Annotated in this window: 16 protein-coding genes; 6 read left to right on the plus strand and 10 right to left on the minus strand. The window is 61.0% G+C overall.

All coding sequences use genetic code 11. The features are described from left to right. Positions 1–62: 62 nt before the first annotated feature. Together AC1UK9_RS13750 and AC1UK9_RS13755 are read right to left on the minus strand one after the other, a co-directional pair. Positions 63–1598 (minus strand): EAL domain-containing protein, encoded by a 1536-nt coding sequence (locus AC1UK9_RS13750; RefSeq protein ID WP_482580422.1) that lies wholly within the window; start codon positions 1596–1598, stop codon positions 63–65. A 115-nt stretch (positions 1599–1713) separates the two neighbouring features. After that, the gene (locus tag AC1UK9_RS13755) at positions 1714–2586 is read right to left on the minus strand and encodes a LysR family transcriptional regulator (protein WP_482580423.1); all 873 of its coding nucleotides are present in this window, start codon (positions 2584–2586) and stop codon (positions 1714–1716) included. 78 nt (positions 2587–2664) lie between these two features. On the opposite strand from AC1UK9_RS13755, the gene AC1UK9_RS13760 reads away from it, so the two are divergent. Beyond that, positions 2665–3612, plus strand: a complete 948-nt coding sequence (locus AC1UK9_RS13760; RefSeq protein WP_482580425.1) for a DMT family transporter — start codon at positions 2665–2667, stop codon at positions 3610–3612. 245 nt (positions 3613–3857) lie between these two features. Next, entirely contained in the window at positions 3858–4934 is a 1077-nt protein-coding gene (hppD, locus tag AC1UK9_RS13765) for a 4-hydroxyphenylpyruvate dioxygenase (protein WP_025109946.1), read from the plus strand. A 126-nt stretch (positions 4935–5060) separates the two neighbouring features. Here the strand turns inward: hppD and rarD are convergent, their stop codons facing one another. The 4 genes from rarD to AC1UK9_RS13785 form a co-directional block, all read right to left on the minus strand. Then, positions 5061–5942, minus strand: a complete 882-nt coding sequence (gene rarD / locus AC1UK9_RS13770; protein ID WP_025109945.1) for an EamA family transporter RarD — start codon at positions 5940–5942, stop codon at positions 5061–5063. A gap of 427 nt (positions 5943–6369) precedes the next feature. Beyond that, positions 6370–7383 carry an aldo/keto reductase gene (locus AC1UK9_RS13775; RefSeq protein WP_025109944.1) on the minus strand — a complete coding sequence of 338 codons (1014 nt, stop codon included), beginning with the start codon at positions 7381–7383 and terminating at the stop codon, positions 6370–6372. 68 nt (positions 7384–7451) lie between these two features. Next, positions 7452–8351 (minus strand): LysR family transcriptional regulator, encoded by a 900-nt coding sequence (locus AC1UK9_RS13780; RefSeq protein WP_473015681.1) that lies wholly within the window; start codon positions 8349–8351, stop codon positions 7452–7454. A 194-nt stretch (positions 8352–8545) separates the two neighbouring features. Beyond that, positions 8546–9856: an MFS transporter gene (locus tag AC1UK9_RS13785; RefSeq protein ID WP_025109942.1), complete on the minus strand. Its 1311-nt coding sequence runs from the start codon at positions 9854–9856 to the stop codon at positions 8546–8548. A gap of 172 nt (positions 9857–10028) precedes the next feature. On the opposite strand from AC1UK9_RS13785, the gene AC1UK9_RS13790 reads away from it, so the two are divergent. From AC1UK9_RS13790 to AC1UK9_RS13805, 4 genes are all read left to right on the plus strand, one after another. Then, complete coding sequence (locus AC1UK9_RS13790) at positions 10029–11147, plus strand: sugar diacid recognition domain-containing protein (RefSeq protein ID WP_025109941.1); 1119 nt, start codon at positions 10029–10031, stop codon at positions 11145–11147. Positions 11148–11452: 305 nt separating this feature from the next. Further along, on the plus strand, positions 11453–12595 hold the full coding sequence (locus tag AC1UK9_RS13795) for a glycerate kinase (protein WP_482580426.1): 1143 nt from the start codon (positions 11453–11455) through the stop codon (positions 12593–12595). 246 nt (positions 12596–12841) lie between these two features. Continuing rightward, the gene (locus AC1UK9_RS13800) at positions 12842–14467 is read left to right on the plus strand and encodes a methyl-accepting chemotaxis protein (RefSeq protein WP_482580427.1); all 1626 of its coding nucleotides are present in this window, start codon (positions 12842–12844) and stop codon (positions 14465–14467) included. A gap of 41 nt (positions 14468–14508) precedes the next feature. Then, entirely contained in the window at positions 14509–15696 is a 1188-nt protein-coding gene (locus AC1UK9_RS13805) for a pyridoxal phosphate-dependent aminotransferase (RefSeq protein ID WP_482580428.1), read from the plus strand. Between the two features lie 144 nt (positions 15697–15840). Here the strand turns inward: AC1UK9_RS13805 and AC1UK9_RS13810 are convergent, their stop codons facing one another. Genes AC1UK9_RS13810 through AC1UK9_RS13825 form a run of 4 tightly spaced genes read right to left on the minus strand, consistent with a single transcriptional unit; the run spans position 15841 to position 19980 of the window. Further along, positions 15841–16818, minus strand: coding sequence for a 2-hydroxyacid dehydrogenase (locus AC1UK9_RS13810; protein ID WP_482580429.1), 978 nt, complete (start codon positions 16816–16818; stop codon positions 15841–15843). Positions 16819–16831: 13 nt separating this feature from the next. Continuing rightward, positions 16832–18130, minus strand: a complete 1299-nt coding sequence (locus AC1UK9_RS13815) for an MFS transporter (protein ID WP_473015686.1) — start codon at positions 18128–18130, stop codon at positions 16832–16834. 43 nt (positions 18131–18173) lie between these two features. Next, positions 18174–19205 (minus strand): sugar kinase, encoded by a 1032-nt coding sequence (locus AC1UK9_RS13820; RefSeq protein WP_482580430.1) that lies wholly within the window; start codon positions 19203–19205, stop codon positions 18174–18176. Continuing rightward, on the minus strand, positions 19198–19980 hold the full coding sequence (locus tag AC1UK9_RS13825) for a sugar phosphate isomerase/epimerase family protein (RefSeq protein ID WP_482580431.1): 783 nt from the start codon (positions 19978–19980) through the stop codon (positions 19198–19200). Before AC1UK9_RS13825 ends, AC1UK9_RS13820 begins: the two co-directional genes overlap by 8 nt. Positions 19981–20103: the final 123 nt, after the last annotated feature.

A 20103-nucleotide genomic window follows, 5' to 3' on the forward strand; every position in this document is an offset into this window, starting at 1 on the left:
CAGTGGTGTTTTGTATCAATTTGGTGCGTCGGCTCGCAGCGCCCGGGGTTAATTCATTTTAGTTAATGGTGACTTAATGCAGCGATGAAGTCAGCGCCGGGCATGGGTTTCCCGAACAGATAGCCCTGCAGGAAGTTGACGTGGTGTGCAGTCAGATAATCGGCCTGTGCCTGAGTTTCTACACCTTCGGCAACAATACCCAGATCGAGCTTGGCCGAAAGTTCGATAATCGTGTCCAGAATATGCCGTGACAGCGCATCAATTCCGATCATCGCGACGAAGCTTTGGTCGATCTTGAGAAAGTCGACGTTGAATGTTCGCAGGTAGCCCAGGCTCGAGTGCCCGGTACCGAAGTCGTCAATGGCGATCATCACACCCAGCGTATGCAACTGCTCGAACAACTGGTGCGTAATGTCGGTTGGCTCGATCAGTTCGCGCTCGGTCAACTCCAGTACCAGGCTGACGCTGGCGGGCGCAAATGCAGCGAGAAACTCGCGGCAGTCGTCGACCAGTTGCAGGTCCTGACAGTGACTGGCAGTGATGTTGATGCCGATGTGGAAGGGCTTGTCGAAGTCCGGGGACAGCGGGCCGAGCAGGGCGGCGGTCTGCTGCATCAGGGCGCGGGTCATGGGCACGATCAGGCCCGAATGTTCGGCGAACGGGATGAACAGGTCCGGGCGCACCAGACCTTCCTTGGGGTGCTTCCAGCGCATCAGCACTTCAGCGCCGGACCACTTCTTGCTGTCGCCATGCACCACCGGCTGGAAGTACGGGATGAACTCGCCGGCCTCCAGTGCACGGAGCATTTCATGGCTGGGCGAGGTGGAACGTCGTTGCAGGACATGGCCGATAGCGCCCGAAATCACCCCGAAAAATATCAGCAGGCTGAACAACGGCGGGTACTCGTCGGCCATGTAGCGCCAGGTCTCGCCTGGCGGGAAACCGGCGCTGACACTGAAGGCGTAGCGCGAAGACGCCAGCATGCTCTGCGCCACCGGTAATGCTGGCAGCGCACCCTGATGCACCTTGCCATCGGCCGACAGCCAATTGTCGCCGACCTGCAGCAACAACAGCGTCTGCCGACCAATCAGGCGCAGCACGTTGCTCAGGTGGTAGCCATCGAGCGTGGTCAGTGCGCCGCCGCGACCTTCGCTGAGCCGATACACCAACAGCGCGGTGTTCGGGGTGACGGGGTTGCCGTTCATCAACCACAGTTTGCCCTGGGTGTAGTCGCCCGGGTTCACGGCTTCCTTGAACTCACCGAACAACGAGCTGCAATAAAGGTTGTTGTCCCACACCAGATTGGTCGAGCGCACGAAGGGTCGACGGGTCACCTGTTCGCGTAATGCCAGTTTTACGCTCTCGCAGGGCTGGCCGGCCAAGGGCAGTAGATCACTGGCGGCCTGGGCGGTGTTGTCGAGCATCAATTCGAACTGACGCAGCGCCTCGTTGGCGGTGTTTTGCGTGCTCTGTTGCAAGGTACGCTGGGCCTGCATATACAGAATCGCGCTGCCCAACAGGACGGGCAGCAGACCACAAAGCGAGGTCACAATGATGCGCACGCTACGTTTGCGGCGGGGTCTGACGGTCAAGGGCATGGGCGCATCCTGATGCGATAGGGTGAAACTCTCGAATGCAGGCCTGGCAACGGCGCGCCTGTGAAAATCAGCGGAGTCAGAAGGGATGATAGATGGCCGTTGACGCTTGTGCTGCTCACGGTTGATGGATCTGTGTCGCCAGTTCGATAAAGGCCAGCGTGGCCGGAGATGCCTGGCGCTGATCGAGGACGGCAAGGCCGATCTGGCGCTGCACGGCGGGCAACAGTGGCTTCTTTACACAGCGCTGCGTTGCAACGTCCGGTAAGGAGCCTTCGGCGACGATAGTGATCGCCTCGCCACGCCCAACGACATCCAGCGTGCTGAGCAGTTGCGAGCAACGATAGCGGATGTTCGGTTGCAGGCGCGCGGCATTGAACAAGCGTGAAACCAGCTCCGAGGAGCCAGCCTCGGTCAGCACAAACGGATCGGCGCACAAGTCCTTGAGGCTCAGTGCGGGGGACGCGGCCAATGGATGATTGACCGGCAGCAGTGCGACCATCTGGTCTGCGGCCAGGGCGAAGGTATCGAAACGTTCCTCGGGCAGCACCACAAAACCGATGTCGATTCGCCGTTCTTCCAGCCACTGGACAATCTGCCGATCCGGCCCTTCATCAATGTGCACTTCGATGCCCGGATGCGCTTGGCGATAGTGGCGGAGAATCGGCGGGAGCAACTTGATCGACGAGGTGGGGCCGAACGAGCCGATGCGCAACGTGCCGCTTTTCATGCCGCGCGCATCGGCCGCTTCCTGGCGCAAGGTGTTGGCCAGGCCAAGCATGGCCCGCGCGCGCTGCAGCAATTGCTCGCCGATGTCGGTGAGTTCGACCTGCGACTGATGCCGGCGTAACAGTTCGACGCCCAGTTCCTGCTCCAGCGACTTCAGCGCATGCGACACGGCCGACTGCGAAATTCCCAGACGATGGGCGGCGAGGGTGAAACCGCGCAGTTGCGCGACCAGCGAGAAAATCTCCAATTGAGTGAGGGTCATGAGTGTTTGCTCATTTTACGATGACAAGGAATGAGGTGAATGATACGCCATCCTTCAGCTTTCTTCGTTTGGAGCCTCATGCGTAACGTTGAGCAAACCCACACAACAGCCTCCGACCGCCCGGTTTATCTAACCCTTGCAGCGGTCACCATGATTTGGGGCGGGACCTTTGTCGCCGGGCGTTTTCTGGCAGGCAGCCTCAGCCCGCTGTTCGCTGCCAGCCTGCGTTTCCTGCTCGCCAGTGCGGCGCTGCTGGGGTTTCTGTGGATCGCGCGAATCCCGCTGGCGCGGCCAACGCCCCGGCAATGGCTGCAACTGACGCAGCTGGGGTTCTTCGGAATTTTCTTCTACAACCTGTGCTTCTTTTATGGCTTGCACTACATCAACGCCTCGCGTGCTTCGTTGATTGTTGCTTTGAATCCGGCAGTGATCGGCCTCGCCTCATGGTTGCTGTTCAAAGAACGTCTGGGGCGGGTGAAAGTCGCTGGCATCGCGCTGTGCATCGCCGGCGCCAGTCTGGTGATTGTCAGTCGCAATCCGCAAGTGCTTGCGGCGACACCTGACGCGTGGATCGGCGATCTATTGATTCTCGGCTGCGTAGTGGGGTGGGGTGTCTACTCGCTGTTCTCCCAAAGTCTGAACCGGTCCCTCGGCCCGCTGCAGACCGTGACGTTCTCGGTGTTGATCGGCACCGTGATGCTATGGGGGCTGGCGGTAATGCGCGGCGAAGTGAGCGGGGCAGCCTTGATCAGCCTCGGCACGCCACAGTGGCTGAGCCTGATCTACCTCGGCGTGCTCGGCTCGGCGCTGGCTTACATCGGCTATTACGACGGCATCCGCAAAATCGGGGCGACCCGTTCCGGCGTGTTCATTGCGCTGAATCCGTTGACGGCGGTGGTGCTCGGTGCGCTGTTGCTCGGCGAACAGCTGACATTGACCCTGTGCCTGGGCGGCGGCTTGGTACTGGCGGGGATTTACCTGTGCAACAAACCCCTTGCGCCCGCGCCAAAAAGGCGGATTTTATAGAGAGGGCAGACAACCCTATTTACGCTGTGTAGAATCGGGTTACGCATACAATAATAATCGTCTTCTGGCAGCAGAAGCCTCGCCCGCAAGAGCCTTGGGTCGACAATGAAGATATTCGGGTTTCAACTGATCTATGGTGACTTCCTCGCCCGCAGTGTGCGAGGCATCTCCTGCGCACCTCCCGCCGGTCTCAGCATTACTGACAAATAACTCTGGTTAATTGATAAGAATGATGAGGCGTCACCATGACCGATTTATACGAAAACCCAATGGGCCTGATGGGCTTTGAGTTCATCGAGTTCGCATCGCCGACTCCTGGCACCCTGGAGCCGATCTTCGAGATCATGGGCTTCACCAAGGTCGCGACCCACCGTTCCAAGAACGTGCACCTGTATCGTCAGGGCGCGATCAACCTGATCCTCAACAACGAACCCAACAGCGTCGCATCGTACTTCGCGGCCGAACATGGCCCGTCGGTGTGCGGCATGGCGTTCCGCGTCAAGGACTCGCAGAAAGCCTACAACCGCGCCCTGGAACTTGGCGCCCAGCCCATCCACATCGAAACCGGGCCGATGGAGTTGAACCTGCCGGCGATCAAAGGCATTGGCGGCGCTCCGCTTTACCTGATCGACCGTTTCGGCGAAGGCAGCTCGATCTACGACATCGATTTCGTGTTCATCGAAGGCGTTGACCGCAACCCGGTTGGAGCCGGTCTGAAGATCATCGACCACCTGACCCACAACGTTTACCGCGGGCGCATGGCCTACTGGGCCAACTTCTACGAGAAGCTGTTCAACTTCCGCGAGATCCGCTACTTCGACATCAAGGGCGAATACACCGGCCTGACCTCGAAAGCGATGACCGCGCCGGACGGCATGATCCGCATCCCGCTGAACGAGGAATCGTCCAAGGGCGCCGGACAGATCGAAGAGTTCCTGATGCAGTTCAACGGCGAAGGCATCCAGCACGTGGCGTTCCTCACCGACGACCTGATCAAGACCTGGGATCAGTTGAAGAAGATCGGCATGCGCTTCATGACCGCGCCGCCGGACACCTACTATGAAATGCTCGAAGGCCGTCTGCCGAATCACGGCGAGCCAGTGGATCAACTGCAATCGCGCGGCATCCTGCTCGACGGCTCGTCGAACCCGGACGACAAGCGCCTGCTGCTGCAGATCTTCTCGGAAACCCTGATGGGTCCGGTGTTCTTCGAATTCATCCAGCGCAAGGGCGATGACGGTTTCGGCGAGGGTAACTTCAAGGCCCTGTTCGAGTCGATCGAGCGTGACCAGGTGCGTCGTGGTGTACTGACCACCGAGTAATTTTCGACACTGCTACAAATTGTGGGAGCGAGCCTGCTCGCGAATGCGGTCCTTCATTCAACATCAAAGTTGACTGAGTTGACGCTTTCGCGAGCAGGCTCGCTCCCACAGTTGTTTTGTGCTGTTTTAAGGTCGGCGTTGCCGCATCAGGTGCTTGAACCCTTCAAACACCAGCACCACCACCGCCATCCAGATCGGAATGTAGGTCAGCCATTCGCCGGCCTTGATGCTTTCGCCCAGCAACAGCGCCACACCGAGCAGCAACACCGGCTCTACATAGCTGAGCAGGCCGAACAGGCTGAACGGCAGCAAGCGGCTCGCAATGATGTACACCACCAGTGCCGAGGCGCTGATCAGACCGAGCAGCGGAATCAGCCACAGCAGGCCCGGATACTGATCGAACACACCAAAGCCTTGCTCGCCACCGCGCACAAACCAGTACGCCACCGGCAGCATCAGCGTCATGTCGACCCACAAGCCGCCGAGGTGATCGGTCTTCAGGCGTTTGCGCAGCACGAAGTACAGCGGGTAGCCAACCACGACCACCAGCGTCGCCCAGGAAAAACCGCCGACCTGATACAGCTCGTTCGCCACGCCCAGGGTTGCAAAGAACACCGCGATTTTTTGCAGATACGACAGGCTGTCGCCGTATACGATGCGCCCGGTCAGCACCATCGCCAGTGGCAGCAGGAAATAGCCCAGCGACACGTCGAGGCTGTAGCCGTTGAGCGGCGCCCACATGAACAGCCACAGCTGCACGCCGAGCAACGCTGCCGAAACGAGCAGGCCACCGATCAGCTTCGGAAAACCGGCCACACGCCGCAGCAATTCCAGCACCCGCCGCCATTCCCCGGAGACCAGCATGAACACCGTCATGCACGGCACGGTCAGCAGCATTCGCCAGCCAAAGATTTCCACGCCGCTCAACGGGGTGAGCAGCGAGGTGTAGTAATACATGACGGCAAACAGCACCGAGGCTGAAACCGATAAAGCGATACCTTTAGACAAACTGTCCTCGCGGGTGGGTGATCAAACAGGGCGCGCAGGATACGTGGTTTTTGTGTTGAATATTGGCCAAGTGATCAATATTCCCCACATCTTGAAGATAAGCACAAATCCTGTGGGAGCGACGCTACGACGATTCGGTCTGCTCGCGAGAGGGAAGCAAACCTGACATCTTCAGAGACTGATCCACCGCTTTCGCGAGCAAGCCCGCTCCCACAATGGGGTCTGCGGCGAGCCACCCATCCCGATCCAGCCCGCAATCCCGTGTGGGAGCGGGCTGAATCGCGAAGGCGTCCGCCTATTCAACAATCGTGCTGCCTGATCCACCGCTTTCGCGAGCAAGCCCGCTCCCACAATGGGGCCTGCGGCAAGGCACCCATCCCGACCCAAACCTCAATCCCCTGTGGGAGCGGGCTTGCTCGCGAAGCTTTTATGCCTGACGCGGTTGACGGCCCGACACAAAATGGCTCACATCATTGAACCCCGGTGTCGACGCATGCCCCGGTGTCACCAGAGAGTCGATGAACGCCTCATCCTCAGCCGTGATCTTCACCGCCTGCGCCTTGGTGTAGGCGTCCCACTGTTGTTCGGTGCGTGGCCCGACGATCGCCGACGTCACCGCGCTGTTGTTCAGCACCCAGGCAATCGCGAATTCGACGATGCCAACCCCGCGGCCTTGGGTGTATTGCTGAATCTGTTGGGCAATGCGCAGCGATTCCACGCGCCATTCGGTTTCCAGAATGCGTTTGTCCTGACGCCCGGCGCGGCTGTTGGCGTCCGGGGTTACGTCCGGCGCGTATTTGCCGCTGAGTACGCCACGGGCCAGCGGGCTGTAAGGCACCACACCGAGGCCATAGGTTTGCGCGGCGGTGATCTGCTCGGTCTCGGCCTGGCGGTTGACGATGTTGTACAGCGGCTGGCTGATCACCGGGCGGTCGACACCGAGCTTGTCCGCGATGCGAATCACCTCGGCAATCCGCCAGCCACGATAGTTCGACAGGCCCCAGTAACGGATCTTGCCCTGGCGAATCAGATCGCCAATCGCCGATACGGTGACTTCCAGCGGGGTGTTGTGGTCTTCGCGGTGCAGGTAATAGAGGTCGAGGTAGTCGGTGCCGAGACGCGTCAGGCTGGCCTCCAGCCCGTTGAAAATATGCTTGCGGCTCAAACCGCTGCGGTTCGGCACACCGTCCACCGGGCCGAAACCGACCTTGGTCGCCAACACCCAATCATGCCGGTGGCGAGCAATCGCCTCGCCGACGATCTCTTCGGAGCGGCCATTGGTATAAACGTCGGCAGTGTCGATGAAATTGATGCCTTGATCCCAGGCCTTGTCGATGATGCGCAGCGAATCCTCTGCGCTGGTCTGCTCGCCAAACATCATCGTGCCGAGGGTGAGGGTAGACACCTGCAACCCCGAGTGCCCCAGTGTGCGATAGCTCATGCCGAAATCCTTTTGTCGGTGGGAAAACTCCAATCAAATACCAGAAGCGTCCGATGCGGCAAAGTGAATTATCGGCTGAGTAACGCACAACGCGCCTGCAAAAACGTCTGCAGTACCCGGACTCGCTCGGACACCTGCACCCGATGCGGGCACAGCAGGTTGAACGGCACGCTCTCGCCTTGCCAGTCATTGAACAGCGTCACCAGTCGCCCGGCGTGCACGTCTTCGGCGACGTCCAGCCAGGCCTTGTAGGCGATGCCATGCCCGGCCAGCGCCCAGCGCCGTGCGACTTCGCCGTCATCGCTTAAGTAGTCGCCGTGGACTTCGACTTCCAGCGTTTCGTCCTCGCGACTAAAACGCCAGGTGTTGTAAGGCCGCCCCTTGCGCAGGTAGAGCAGGGCGCTGTGCTCGCTCAATTCGCCGGGATGTTGCGGTGTGCCATGGCTGGACAGATAGTCGGGGCTGGCGCAGGCAACCCGCCGATGCGCCGGCAGAATCGGCAACGCCACCAGCGTCGAATCGCTGGGCACGCCGTAGCGCAGGGCGACGTCCACGGTTTCGCGAAACAGGTCGGCCTGGCGATCGTTGAGCAGCAACTGCAGCTGGATATTCGGATGTTCGCGCTTGAAGTCGTCCAGCCACGGCAGCAACACGTTGCGCCCGAAGTCCGACGGCGCCGCGAGTTGCAGCACTCCGCTCAGGCCTTCGCCGTGTTGCTTGAGCGCTTGTTCACCTTCGGCCAGCGCACCGAGGGCGATGCGCACGCTGTCGAGATAACGCCGACCTTCTTCGGTCAGGCGCATGCTGCGAGTCGAGCGGGCGAGCAGGCGGATACCGAGCCGGGTTTCCAGCCTCTTTAGCGCAATGCTGGCAGCGGCGGGCGTCAGTTCCAAGGCACGGGCAGCGGCAGAGATACTGCCGGAATCGGCCACGCGGACGAAGATCTCCAGATCGAGAATCGAGCTCATTGGTAAAAATCCTTTAAAGATCTTTGCGCTTTTGCGGGATTTTTCCGTGATTGGCAAGCCCAGCTGCTGCAATCAGTGAGCTGCACGCTTTTGCCTGAAAGCAAAAAGATCGCAGCTTGCGGAAGCTCCTACATAGAAATACGTGTTTTCTGTAGGGGCTGCCGCAGGCTGCGATCTTTTGATTTAAAGCGTTATTACGCGCGTAACGTGCGCGTCATGCGCAACGCCAGCAAGCTGCCGCCGACGATCACACCCGCCAGCAGGTACAACGCCGCATCGGTCGAACCGGTGCTGTCCTTGACCCAGCCGACCAGGTACGGGCTGAGGAAACCCGCCATCTGCCCCATCGAATTGATCAACGCCAGGCCACCGGCAGCAGCACCCGCGCTCAACATGGCGGTCGGTACCGGCCAGAACATCGGCAGACCGGTCAACGCGCCCATGGTCGCAAGGGTCAGGCCGAGGATGGCGATGGCCGGGTTGGCGGCGAAGTTCACCGCGATGACCAGGCCGATGGCGCCCATCAGCATCGGCACCACCAAGTGCCAGCGGCGTTCTTTGCGCAAATCCGCCGAACGCCCGACCAGCAACATGAACACCGCCGCCAGCAAGTACGGAATCGCGCTCAGCCAACCGATCACCAGGTTGTCGCTGAAGCCAAGGTTCTTGATGATCGACGGCAGCCAGAAGTTGATCGCGTACACGCCGCTCTGGATGCAGAAGTAGATCAAGCCGAAGGCCCAGATCGCCGGGTTCTTGAACACCGCGAGCAGCGAGTCGGACGTGGTCTTTGGTTTGTTCGCCAGGTCTTCAGCCTGATCAGCTTCAAGGACGGAGCGCTCATGTGCGGTCAGCCACTTGGCGTTGGCGAAGCTGTCGCTGAGCAGGAAGTACGCGAGCACGCCGAGGATCACGGTCGGGATGCCTTGCAGCAGGAACATCCACTGCCAGCCGGCCAGACCACCTTGCCCGGCGGCGAAGTGATTGAGGATCCAGCCGGAGAACGGACTGCCGAGCAGGCCCGAGACTGGGATCGCCGACATGAACAGCGCCATGATCCGCCCACGGCGGAACGTCGGGAACCACTGCGAGAGGTACAGCACTACGCCCGGGAAGAACCCGGCTTCGGCCGCGCCGGTAAACAGGCGCAGGGTGTAGAACTGGGTCGGCGTGGTGACGAACAACAGGCAAGTCGACAGCGTGCCCCAGGTGATCATCATCAGCGCGATCCAGCGTCGTGGGCCGAATTTGGTCAGCGCCAGGTTGCTCGGTACGCCGCACAACACGTAGCCGATGAAGAAGATACCGGCACCGAGGCCATACACGGTTTCGCTGAACTTCAGCGCGTCGAGCATCTGCAGTTTGGCAAATCCAACGTTGACCCGGTCGAGGTAGTTGAACAGGTAGCAGATGAAGATGAAGGGGATCAAACGCAGGGTGATGCGTTTGTAGACGGCGTTTTTACCGTCATCGATGGTCTGGGTAGCTGCGGCGCTCTGCGACATAGCGGCTCTCTCTTTATTATGATTTTTTGCGATGCACAGGTTAACGTTGATCGCCCTGAGAGTCTCGGCCACCTGTGGCCGGATTGTCTTTGTGCCTGAGCACAGGGTTTGCCGTCAGACCCTGTGCGGGTGAACAACCGTCCGCCGCCGCTGCTTGAGGATTTTGCCGATCATGTTCGAACTCGATCACGACCTTGCTCAGGATATCGTCGACCGGGCCATGGCCATTTTGCCCTACAACGTCAACGTCATGGACAGCCAGGGCTTGATCCTCGGCAGTGGCGAGCCGGAGCGCATCAATACTCGCCACGAAGGCGCACAACTGGTGCTGGCCAACGGTCGTGTGGTCGAGATCGACGCGCAGACGGCGGTGCATCTGAAAGGTGTGCAACCGGGGATCAACTTGCCGCTGTTACTCGATCAACGTTTGATCGGCGTGCTCGGCATTACCGGTGAGCCGGAACAACTGCGCACCTACGCCGAACTGGTGCGCATGACCGCGGAAATGCTGGTCGGCCAGCGCAATCAGCAAGCCGAACAGCAATGGCGGCGCCAGCGTTGCGATGACCTGCTAGCGTTGCTGTTGAGCGAAGCCGGGGACTCGCCGCGCCTGGTCGATGAGGCGCAGCAACTGGGGCTCAAGCCGCAATTAACCCGGGTGCCGTATCTGTTCGAACTGGGCCTGGAACATGGCCCGGGGCAAACCGTCGAGGCGTTGAGCGCCTGGTTGACCTCGCGTTATCCGGACAGCTGGTGCGTGAGTTCGGCCAAGTCATCGCTGCTGTGGTGTCGCCCGGCGGCTCAGAACGTTGAGCATGATCGTTTGCTGGAAAAGCTTGACGGCCTCGGCTGGAACATTCTGCGCATTGCTGTCGGTGGGCAGGCGGACGGGCTGGCCGGGTTGCGTCGTTGTTATCGGCGGGTCGGCGATCTGCTTGCCTATGGCCGGGACGTGTTACCGCACTCGCGCTTGCTGACCCTCAATCGCTATCGCTTGCCGGTGATGCTCTGGCGCCATCGCAACGATGATGCGCTGGACGAGTTGCTCAAACCGTTGCGTAAAGTCATCGCCAAGGACGGCAACGGCCAACTGCTCGCGACCCTGCGCAGTTGGTGCGAGCACGACGGACAGAGCCAGGCGTGTGCCGATGCACTGGGCATTCATCGCAACAGTTTGCGTTACCGGATGGAGCGGATTGCCGAGATCAGCGGGGTGGATCCGCTGCGTCTGGATGGGATGTTGGCGTTGTACCTTGGGGTGCAGTTGTTGCCGCAGACTGATCCAGGCTGATCGGGTGTTTTCAAAGAAGCCTTCGCGAGCAAGCCCGCTCCCACCTTTTGCAATGCATTCCTCCTGTGAGAGCTTGCTCCCACCTTTTGGAATGCATTCCTCCTGTGAGAGCTTGTTCCAACCTTTTGGGGTTCACTCGTCCTGTGGGAGCGGGCTTGCTCGCGAAGAGGCAGGTACATACAACACATCTCTCGCTGAGCTTTTGTGGAAATGAACAATAAACGCCCACCCCGCTTGTGCAGCGGACAGGCGTCAATGCGCATGCCGACTGGCAGCATGAGAAGCATTGGAACTGGAGAATTCGCATGAAGATCGTCATCGCCCCCGATTCGTTCAAGGACAGCCTGAGTGCCCAAGGCGTTGCCGAGGCCATTGCACTGGGCCTGGCGCAGGTCTGGCCGCACGCCACACTGGTCAAATGCCCGATGGCCGACGGCGGCGAGGGGACGGTGGAGTCGATTCTTGCCGCCTGCGAGGGCGAGTTGCGCCGCACCCGGGTGCGTGGCCCGCTGGGCGCGCCGGTCGACGCTGCGTGGGGCTGGTTGCCGCATAACCACACCGCGATCATCGAAATGGCCGAAGCCAGTGGCTTGCAATTGGTGCCGCCGGGGCAGCGTGATGCGTGCATCAGCAGCACATTCGGCACCGGTGAACTGATTCGCGCCGCGCTTGATGCCGGCGCGCAACGGGTGATTTTGGCGATTGGTGGCAGCGCGACCAACGATGGCGGCGCAGGTGCCATGCAGGCGCTTGGGGTCAAGTTGCTCGATGCGCAAGGTCAGGCTCTGGTGCCGGGCGGTCTTGCGTTGGCGCAACTGGCGCGTCTGGACCTGAGCGCACTTGACCCACGTCTGGCCCAGGTGCGCTTCGACATCGCCGCCGACGTCAACAACCCGCTGTGCGGCCCGCACGGTGCCTCGGCAATTTTCGGCCCGCAAAAAGGCGCGTCACCGACCCAGGTGCAGCAACTGGATCAGGCACTGGGGCACTTCGCCGAACTTTGTGCGCAAGCGCTGGGCAAGGACGTTCGCGATGAACCGGGAAGCGGTGCAGCGGGTGGATTGGGCTTTGCCGCCAAGGCATTTCTCGGCGCGCAATTCCAGGCCGGGGTTGAAGTGGTGGCGGAACTGGTGGGCCTGGCCGACGCCGTCAACGGTGCCGATCTGCTGATCACCGGCGAAGGCCGCTTCGACGCGCAGACCTTGCGCGGCAAGACCCCGTTCGGTGTGGCGCGGGTCGCCAAACAGCACGGTGTGCCGGTGATCGTCATTGCGGGCACGCTGGGCGAGGGTTATCAGGAACTCTACGAGCACGGCATCGATGCGGCATTCGCCGTGACCAGCGGCCCGATGACCCTGGAACAGGCCTGCGCCGAGGCGCCGCGCTTGTTGCGCGAACGGGCGACGGATATTGCCCGGGTCTGGCAGATGGCCAAACTCAATATCTGACGCACTGAAAACATTGTGGAGAGGGGATGAATCCCCTCACCACAGGGGGGCAAGCTGGAAAGGTGTTTCAGCTCTGAAACACCTTGAAAAATATTTCCGCTTTACACGCAACCTTCCTAAAGCCCGGCCGATACAGAGATCAGGCGCACACAGATTCCCTCGAACAGTGACGCCGGACTGAACCCGCCCAAGGGCCAGTGATGACGGCAAGGACGCTCGCAGTTACCTCTATCCGAGAGTCCAACCATGTCCTTGCGTAACCTGAATATCGCGCCCCGTGCCTTCCTCGGTTTTGCCTTTATCGCCTTGCTGGTGATCGTCCTTGGCGTGTTCGCCGTCAATCGCATGTCGACCATTCGCCAGGCCTCTGTCGATATGGAAACCAATCAACTGCCCAGCGTCGCGTACCTGGGCAAAGTCACGGAAAACGTCCTGCGCCTGCGCATTCTGTCGTTCCGCGTATTGGTCAACCGAGAGCCGGCGGCGTTGCAGGATGCCCAGACCCGCATCAACGAACTGGTGGACAAGGTGCGCAGTGCCCAGGCCGCTTATGCCGCTTTGCCGGCCGGAGGGGAGGAACTGGCGCAATACAAGGTCTTCGCCGCGACGCTCGACAACTACTTGCAAGCGCAAAACCAGATGATGGAGCTGTCGCGCCAGGACAAGGTCGAAGACATGCGCACCCTGATCAATACACGGATCAAGGACGGCACCGATCAGATGGGCGAGCAGCTCAACAAACTGATCGCAATCAACGCTTCGGATGCGAAAGACGCCTCCGCTCAGGCCGGCGAACATTACGACAGCGCCATTACCGGTATCGTCACTGTTGCCGTTGTCGCGGCACTGGCCACCGTGCTGCTGGCCTTGCTGCTGACCCGCAGCATCGTCACCCCGTTGAACCGTGCAGTACTGGCGGCGCAAACCATCGCCGGTGGCAACCTGAGCAAAACCATCGAAGTCGATGGCAAGGACGAAGCCACGCAGTTGCTGCAGGCGCTGGCCACGATGCAAACCAACCTTCGTAAAACCATCGAGCAGATCGCGGGCTCGGCCACCCAGTTGGGCGCCGCCGCCGAAGAACTCAGCGCGGTCACCGAAGAAGCCTCGCGTGGCTTGCAACAGCAGAACGATGAGATCGAACAGGCTGCGACGGCCGTCAACGAAATGACCGCCGCCGTGGAAGAAGTGGCACGGAACGCCGTATCGACCTCCGAGGCCTCGAACCAGTCGACCCACGCCGCCCGCGAAGGTCGCGATCAAGTAGTGAAGACCGTCGACGCGATCCAGATCATGACCCGCGACGTGCAGAACACCGCGCAGATGATCGAAGGCCTGGCCGCGCAGGGCCGCGACATCGGCAAGGTGCTCGACGTGATCCGCGCCATCGCCGAACAGACCAACCTGCTGGCCCTCAACGCCGCCATTGAAGCGGCACGTGCCGGTGAGGCCGGGCGTGGGTTTGCGGTGGTGGCGGACGAGGTGCGCGCCTTGGCCCATCGCACCGCGCAGTCGACCCAGGAAATCGAGAAAATGGTCGCCGGCATTCAAAACGGCACCGGTGAAGCGGTGTCGTCGATGCAGCAAAGCAACCAGCGCACCCAGACCACCCTGGAAATGGCCCGCGCCGCCGGTGTGGCGCTGGAGCAGATCACCCAGTCGATCCATCAGATCAACGAACGCAACCTGGTGATCGCCAGTGCGTCGGAAGAACAGGCGCAGGTGTCTCGCGAAGTCGACCGCAATCTGGTCAATATCCGCGATCTGGCCACGCAATCGGCTGCCGGGGCCAATCAGACCAGCGCTGCGACCCATGAGCTGTCGCGTCTGGCGGTGGATTTGAACGCCATGGTGGCGCGTTTTGTGATTTGAGATAGGGTGAAGGCTGGAGACCGCGCAATCAGGAGACGTACATGCGCTATTCAGCCTTGACCCAACGAATCGCCGGGGAGGGAGCAGCGGCCTGGCAGATTCATGACCGAGCGCTGGAGTTGCGCGCCGAGGGTGTCGATATCCTGCTGCTGAGCGTGGGTGATCCGGATTTCGATACGCCGCTGCCGATCATTCACGGCGCCATCGATAGCCTGTTGGCGGGCGATACGCATTATTCCGAGGTGCGTGGCCGTTTGGCGCTGCGCAAGCTGATCGCCGCTCGTCATCAGCGCCGCAGCGGTCAGGTGGTGGATGCCGAGCACGTGATCGTGCTGCCCGGCGCGCAATGCGCGGTGTATTCAGTAGCCCAATGCCTGCTGGATCCGGGCGATGAAGTGATCGTCGCCGAACCGATGTACGTGACCTATGAGGGCGTATTCGGGGCGTGCGGCGCGACGGTGGTGCCGGTTCCGGTGCGGGCGCAGAACGGTTTTCGCGTTGACCCGGCCGATGTCGCGGCGCGGATTACACCGAAAACCCGCGTCCTGTTGCTTAACAGCCCCAACAATCCGTCCGGCGCGAGCCTTTCCCTAATGATCTGGCAGGAACTGGCGGCGCTCTGCGTGCGCCACGACTTGTGGCTGATCAGCGACGAGGTCTACAGCGATCTGCTCTATGAGGGCGAGCACGTCAGCCCGGCGAGCCTGCCGGGCATGGCCGAACGCACCGCGACCATCAACAGCCTGTCCAAATCCCACGCCATGAGCGGTTGGCGGGTCGGCTGGTCGATCGGCCCGAAAGTGCTGGCCGAGCATTTGGTGAACCTGTCGTTGAGCATGCTGTTCGGCTTGCCGGATTTCGTGCAGAAAGCTGCGGAAGTCGCGCTGGAAAGCGATCTGCCGGAAGTGGCGCAGATGCGTGAGGAATACCGTTTGCGCCGGGATCTGGTGTGCGAGCGGTTGCGCGGTTGTCCGGGGTTGCAGCCGATTCGTCCGGATGGCGGGATGTTCGTGATGGTCGATGTGCGTCAGACCGGGTTTGGCGCGCAGGCGTTTGCCGAGCGGTTGCTGGAGGGTTACGGGGTGTCGGTGCTGGCTGGGGAGGCGTTTGGGCCTAGCGCGGCGGGGCATATTCGCATCGGGCTGGTGCTGGACCGGGTGAAACTGGGCGATGCCTGCGCGCGGATTGCGTTGTGTGCGGCGCAGCTGTTGCAGGCGCGCAGTGCCTGAGAGATGTGTGTGGTTTGAACCGGCCTCTTCGCGAGCAAGCCCGCTCCCACAGTAGATGGGCGTGTACAAAACATTTTCTGTACACACTACCCCCCTGTGGAAGCGGGCTTGCTCGCGAATGCAATCTGCCATTCAGCGCATTTTTCAGCCCTGCCAAGCTACCGGGTTGACCAGATTCGCCGGCTTCTCCCCAGCCAGCGCAGCAAGCAGGTTCTCCACCGCACATCGCGCCATCGCTTCGCGCGTCTCATGCGTCGCCGAGCCCATGTGCGGGGTCGCCACCACATTGTTCAGCTGCAACAGCGGCGAGTCATGATTCAACGGCTCACGCTCGAACACATCCAGCCCCGCCGCACGAATCCGCTGATGGTGCAGCGCGTCGATCAGCGCCGCCTCATCCACGACTTTGCCCCGCGAAATATTGATGAAGATGCTCTCCGGGCGCATCAGCGCAAACTGCTCGGCACCGATCAGGCCTTCGGTCTGTGCGGTCAGCGGCAAGGTCAGGCAAATGAAATCCGCCTCTTGCAGCAGCGCTTCGAGGCTGCGGTACTGCGCATCGAAACGTGCCTCGACCGCCGGTTTTCGCGATTGGCTGTGATAAAGCACCGGCATGCCAAAACCGAAATGCCCACGCTGGGCCAGGGCCTCGCCGATACGGCCCATGCCGATGATGCCCAGGGTCTTGCCATGCACATCGGTGCCGAAATGCGCCGGGCCGATGTTGCGGTGCCATTGGCCGCTGCGCACCATGTTCGCCAGTTCTACCACGCGCCTGGCCGTGGCGAGGATCAGCGCGAAACCGGTGTCGGCAGTGGTTTCGGTGAGCACGTCCGGGGTGTTGCTCAGCAGGATCTTGCGCCGGGTCAGGTAGTCGATGTCGTAGTTGTCGACGCCCACCGAAACGCTGGCGATGGCCTGCAGTTGCGGCGCCAGGTCGAGCAGCGCCGCGTCGAGTTTCAGGCTGGCGCCGAGCAAACCGTGCGCGCCGGGCAGGGCGTCGCGCAGCTTCATCAGGCCGTCGGCATCGAGGCTTTCGATCAGCGTCACGTCACAGTGTTGTTGCAGGCGCGTCATCAGCGCCGGCGAGAGTTTCTTGTAAAGCACGACTGTTTTTTTCATGGGCAGAATCTCTTCAGGAATGCGCTGGCACGGGACGCGTGGCAACGGCTTTGGCCACGACGCGGTCACTGGCACCGGGCTTGAGAAAAATCGTCAGCACCACCGACAGCAGCAACGCGCCACTCATCAGCAGGTACGAGGCACCGGGCGAGCCGGTGGAGCTGTTCAGGTAACCGACCAGGTACGAGCCGCCGAACGAACCGAGCGCGCCCATGCTGTTGATCAGCGCCATGGCGCCACCGGCGACGTTGGCCGGCAGGATCTCCGGCACGATGGCGAAGAACGGCCCGTAAGGCGCGTACATGCAGGCGCCGGCAATTACCAGCAAGGTGTACGACCACCAGAAGTGTTCCGCGCCCAGGGCGTAGGATCCGTAGAACGCAATAGACGCGATCAGCAGTGGCGGCCAGACGAAGCGTTTGCGCTTTTGCAGTTTGTCCGAGCCCCACGACACAGCGAGCATGCCGATCACCGCCGCGAGGTACGGCAGCGCCGACAGCCAGCCGGCTTCGATCATGTCCATTTGCGCGCCGGCCTTGAGAATCGACGGCAGCCACAGCACAAAGCCGTAGACGCCGATGCTCCAGCAGAAAAACTGCAATGCCAGAATGATCACCTTCGGCGAACGGAAGGCTTCGGCGTAGTTCTTCACCGCTTTGATCCCGACCTGTTCGGCGGCGAGGGCGCTTTCCAGGTCATGCTTTTCCTGTTCGCTCAGCCACTTGGCCTGAGCGGGACGATCATCGGCCAGCTTCCACCAGATAAACGCCCAGATCACCGCCGGCAAGCCCTCGATGATGAACATCCAGCGCCAGCTGAAATGCTGCACCAGATACCCCGAGACCACCGACATCCACAGCATGGTCACCGGGTTGCCGAGGATCAGGAAAGTGTTGGCGCGCGAGCGTTCGGCACGGGTGAACCAGTGGCACAGATAAACCAGCATTGCCGGCATCACTGCCGCTTCGACCACGCCGAGCATGAAGCGAATCACGATCAGCCAATAGGCGTTGGAAACGACCCCGGTGAGGGTGGCGAGGCCGCCCCAGAAAATCAGGCTGAAGAAGATCAGCTTTTTCACGCTGTGCTTTTGCGCGTAGATCGCGCCGGGCACCTGGAAGAAAAAGTAGCCGAGGAAGAACAGCGCCCCGAGCAATGAAGACAGGCCCGGGGTGATCATCAGGTCGGCGGCCATGCCCGAGGCAGCGGCGAAGCCGTAGTTGGCCCGGTCCAGATACGCCAGGCTGTAGGTGATGAAGACGATCGGCATGATGTACCACCAGCGGCGGGTGGCGAGGGTTGCAGTTTTCATGGTTTTGCTCCTGAGCTTGTTGTTTTTGTCGCAGCAGGTTCAATTAATGGTTTGTCTGGGCGGGCCTCTTCGCGAGCAGGTTCGCTCCCCCAGGGGAATGCGTTTCAAATGTGGGCGTGAGCCTGCTCGCGAAGGCGGACTCGAATTCAGCGATGAGTTCGGATCGGGTCGGCAAACCCTCCATATCCCCGCGACTCTGCACCGCCCGACTGCCAATCCAGTTCGCACGCTGCACTGCCTCGGCAAAACTCTGGTGTTCCAGCAGGGCGCTGATCATGCCGACGGCAAACCCGTCACCCGCGCCGACGGTATCAACCACGTTGGTCACCGGTACTCCGGCGACAAAGCCCTGATCCAGTTGCGTGCGGTAATAGGCGCCCTGAGGCCCCAGCTTGATCGCCACCGCTTCAGCGCCTTGATCGAGATAAAACGCGGCAATGTCCGCCGGGTCTTCAAACCCGGTGAGCAAACGGCCCTCACTCAACCCCGGCAACACCCAGTGGGCGAGGGCAGCGAGACGATTTATCTCGCGGATCATTTCCTGCTCGCTGGCCCACAGGCTCGGACGCAGGTTCGGGTCGAACGACACGCTGCGTCCGGCCTGGCGCATGCGGGTCATCAGCTCGAAAGACATTTCCCGCGCGGTGGCCGACAGCGCCGGTGGAATCCCGGTGGCGTGCAGGTGACGGGCACTCAGCAGGCTGGTGCTGATCGACTGCGGCGACAGATGACTGGCCGCCGAGCCACGGCGGAAATACTCGACCTGCGGGTCGCTGCCATCGTCGTTACGGGACTTGAACTGGAAACCGGTCGGGTGCTGGTTATCGACCGCGACATGGCTGCAATCCAGACCTTCCCTGATCAAGGTCTCGACCACAAACCGTCCGAGGGAATCATTGCCGACCCGGCTCAGCCACGCCACGTTGAAGCCCAGTCGCGACAGACCGATCGCCACGTTGCTGTCGGCGCCGGCAATGCGTTTGTGAAAGTGTTCGACCGCGGCCAGTTCACCGGTCTGCTCGGCGACCAGCATCGCCATGGTTTCGCCGAACGAGAGAATATCGATATCAGACATGGGCAGGCTCCAGGCGCGATTGGCCAAGGCGGGCGAGGGCGGTGACGTGTTCGGTGGTGAGTTGCACCAGGTCATCGCCCTGCAACGGATATTCGGCGGCGCGCATAACGCCTTGGGCCATGTGCCGCAGCAGTTGTTCCCAAAGATGCAGGTCGCTGACGGCCGGCGGCACCGCCACCAGCTTGCCGTCGGCACGCCGAGCCACGGCTTTGCAATGTACGTAGCCGACATGCCGCCCGAGCAAGCGTGCGGCGTTGGCGGCCGATTGGTCCTGCCACTGCCAGTTGCCGATGTCGAAGGTCATTTTGACCGGCAGGTTGTGCTGCTCGACGGCGGCGAAAAAGCGCTGGAACGGTTCGATACGGCCGCCGTGCAGGGTTTGGTCATTCTCCACCAGTACCTGCACCGGGCTGTTGCCGAGCAGTTGCTGCAACGCCTGCAGATCACAGTTATCGGTGAAATAGCCGAGCGAGACTTTCAACCATTTCGAGCCGAACGCCTGGGCGTGTTGCAGAGCGCTGATCAATTCGGGATTGGGCCGCGCCTGGCCGGCGAGCCATAGTTCGGTCGGCGACGAATAGATGCTTTGCAGACCCTGCGCCTGAGTGGCGGCCCGCAGCTGCTCGGGCACTTCACGGGTCAGCAGTTCTTCACGCCATTCAATACGATCGGCGCCGGCAGCGGCCAGCACATCGATGAAAAAGTCCTGCCCGCGCTGGCGTACCAGTTCGGCGCCGTAGCTGGACAGGCTGATGGAAACGGCAGGTTTATTCATTGTTATCTACCTCTGAAACCGGTTTCATTTTTGTTCAAAAAAAATCGTTCTCTCGAACTTCATCGCTGGCAAGCCAGTTCCCACAATGTCACTGGAAAGCTCAGAACCTGTGGGAGCGGGCTT

Source organism: Pseudomonas sp. AK-TSAG1-1 (assembly GCF_056821665.1).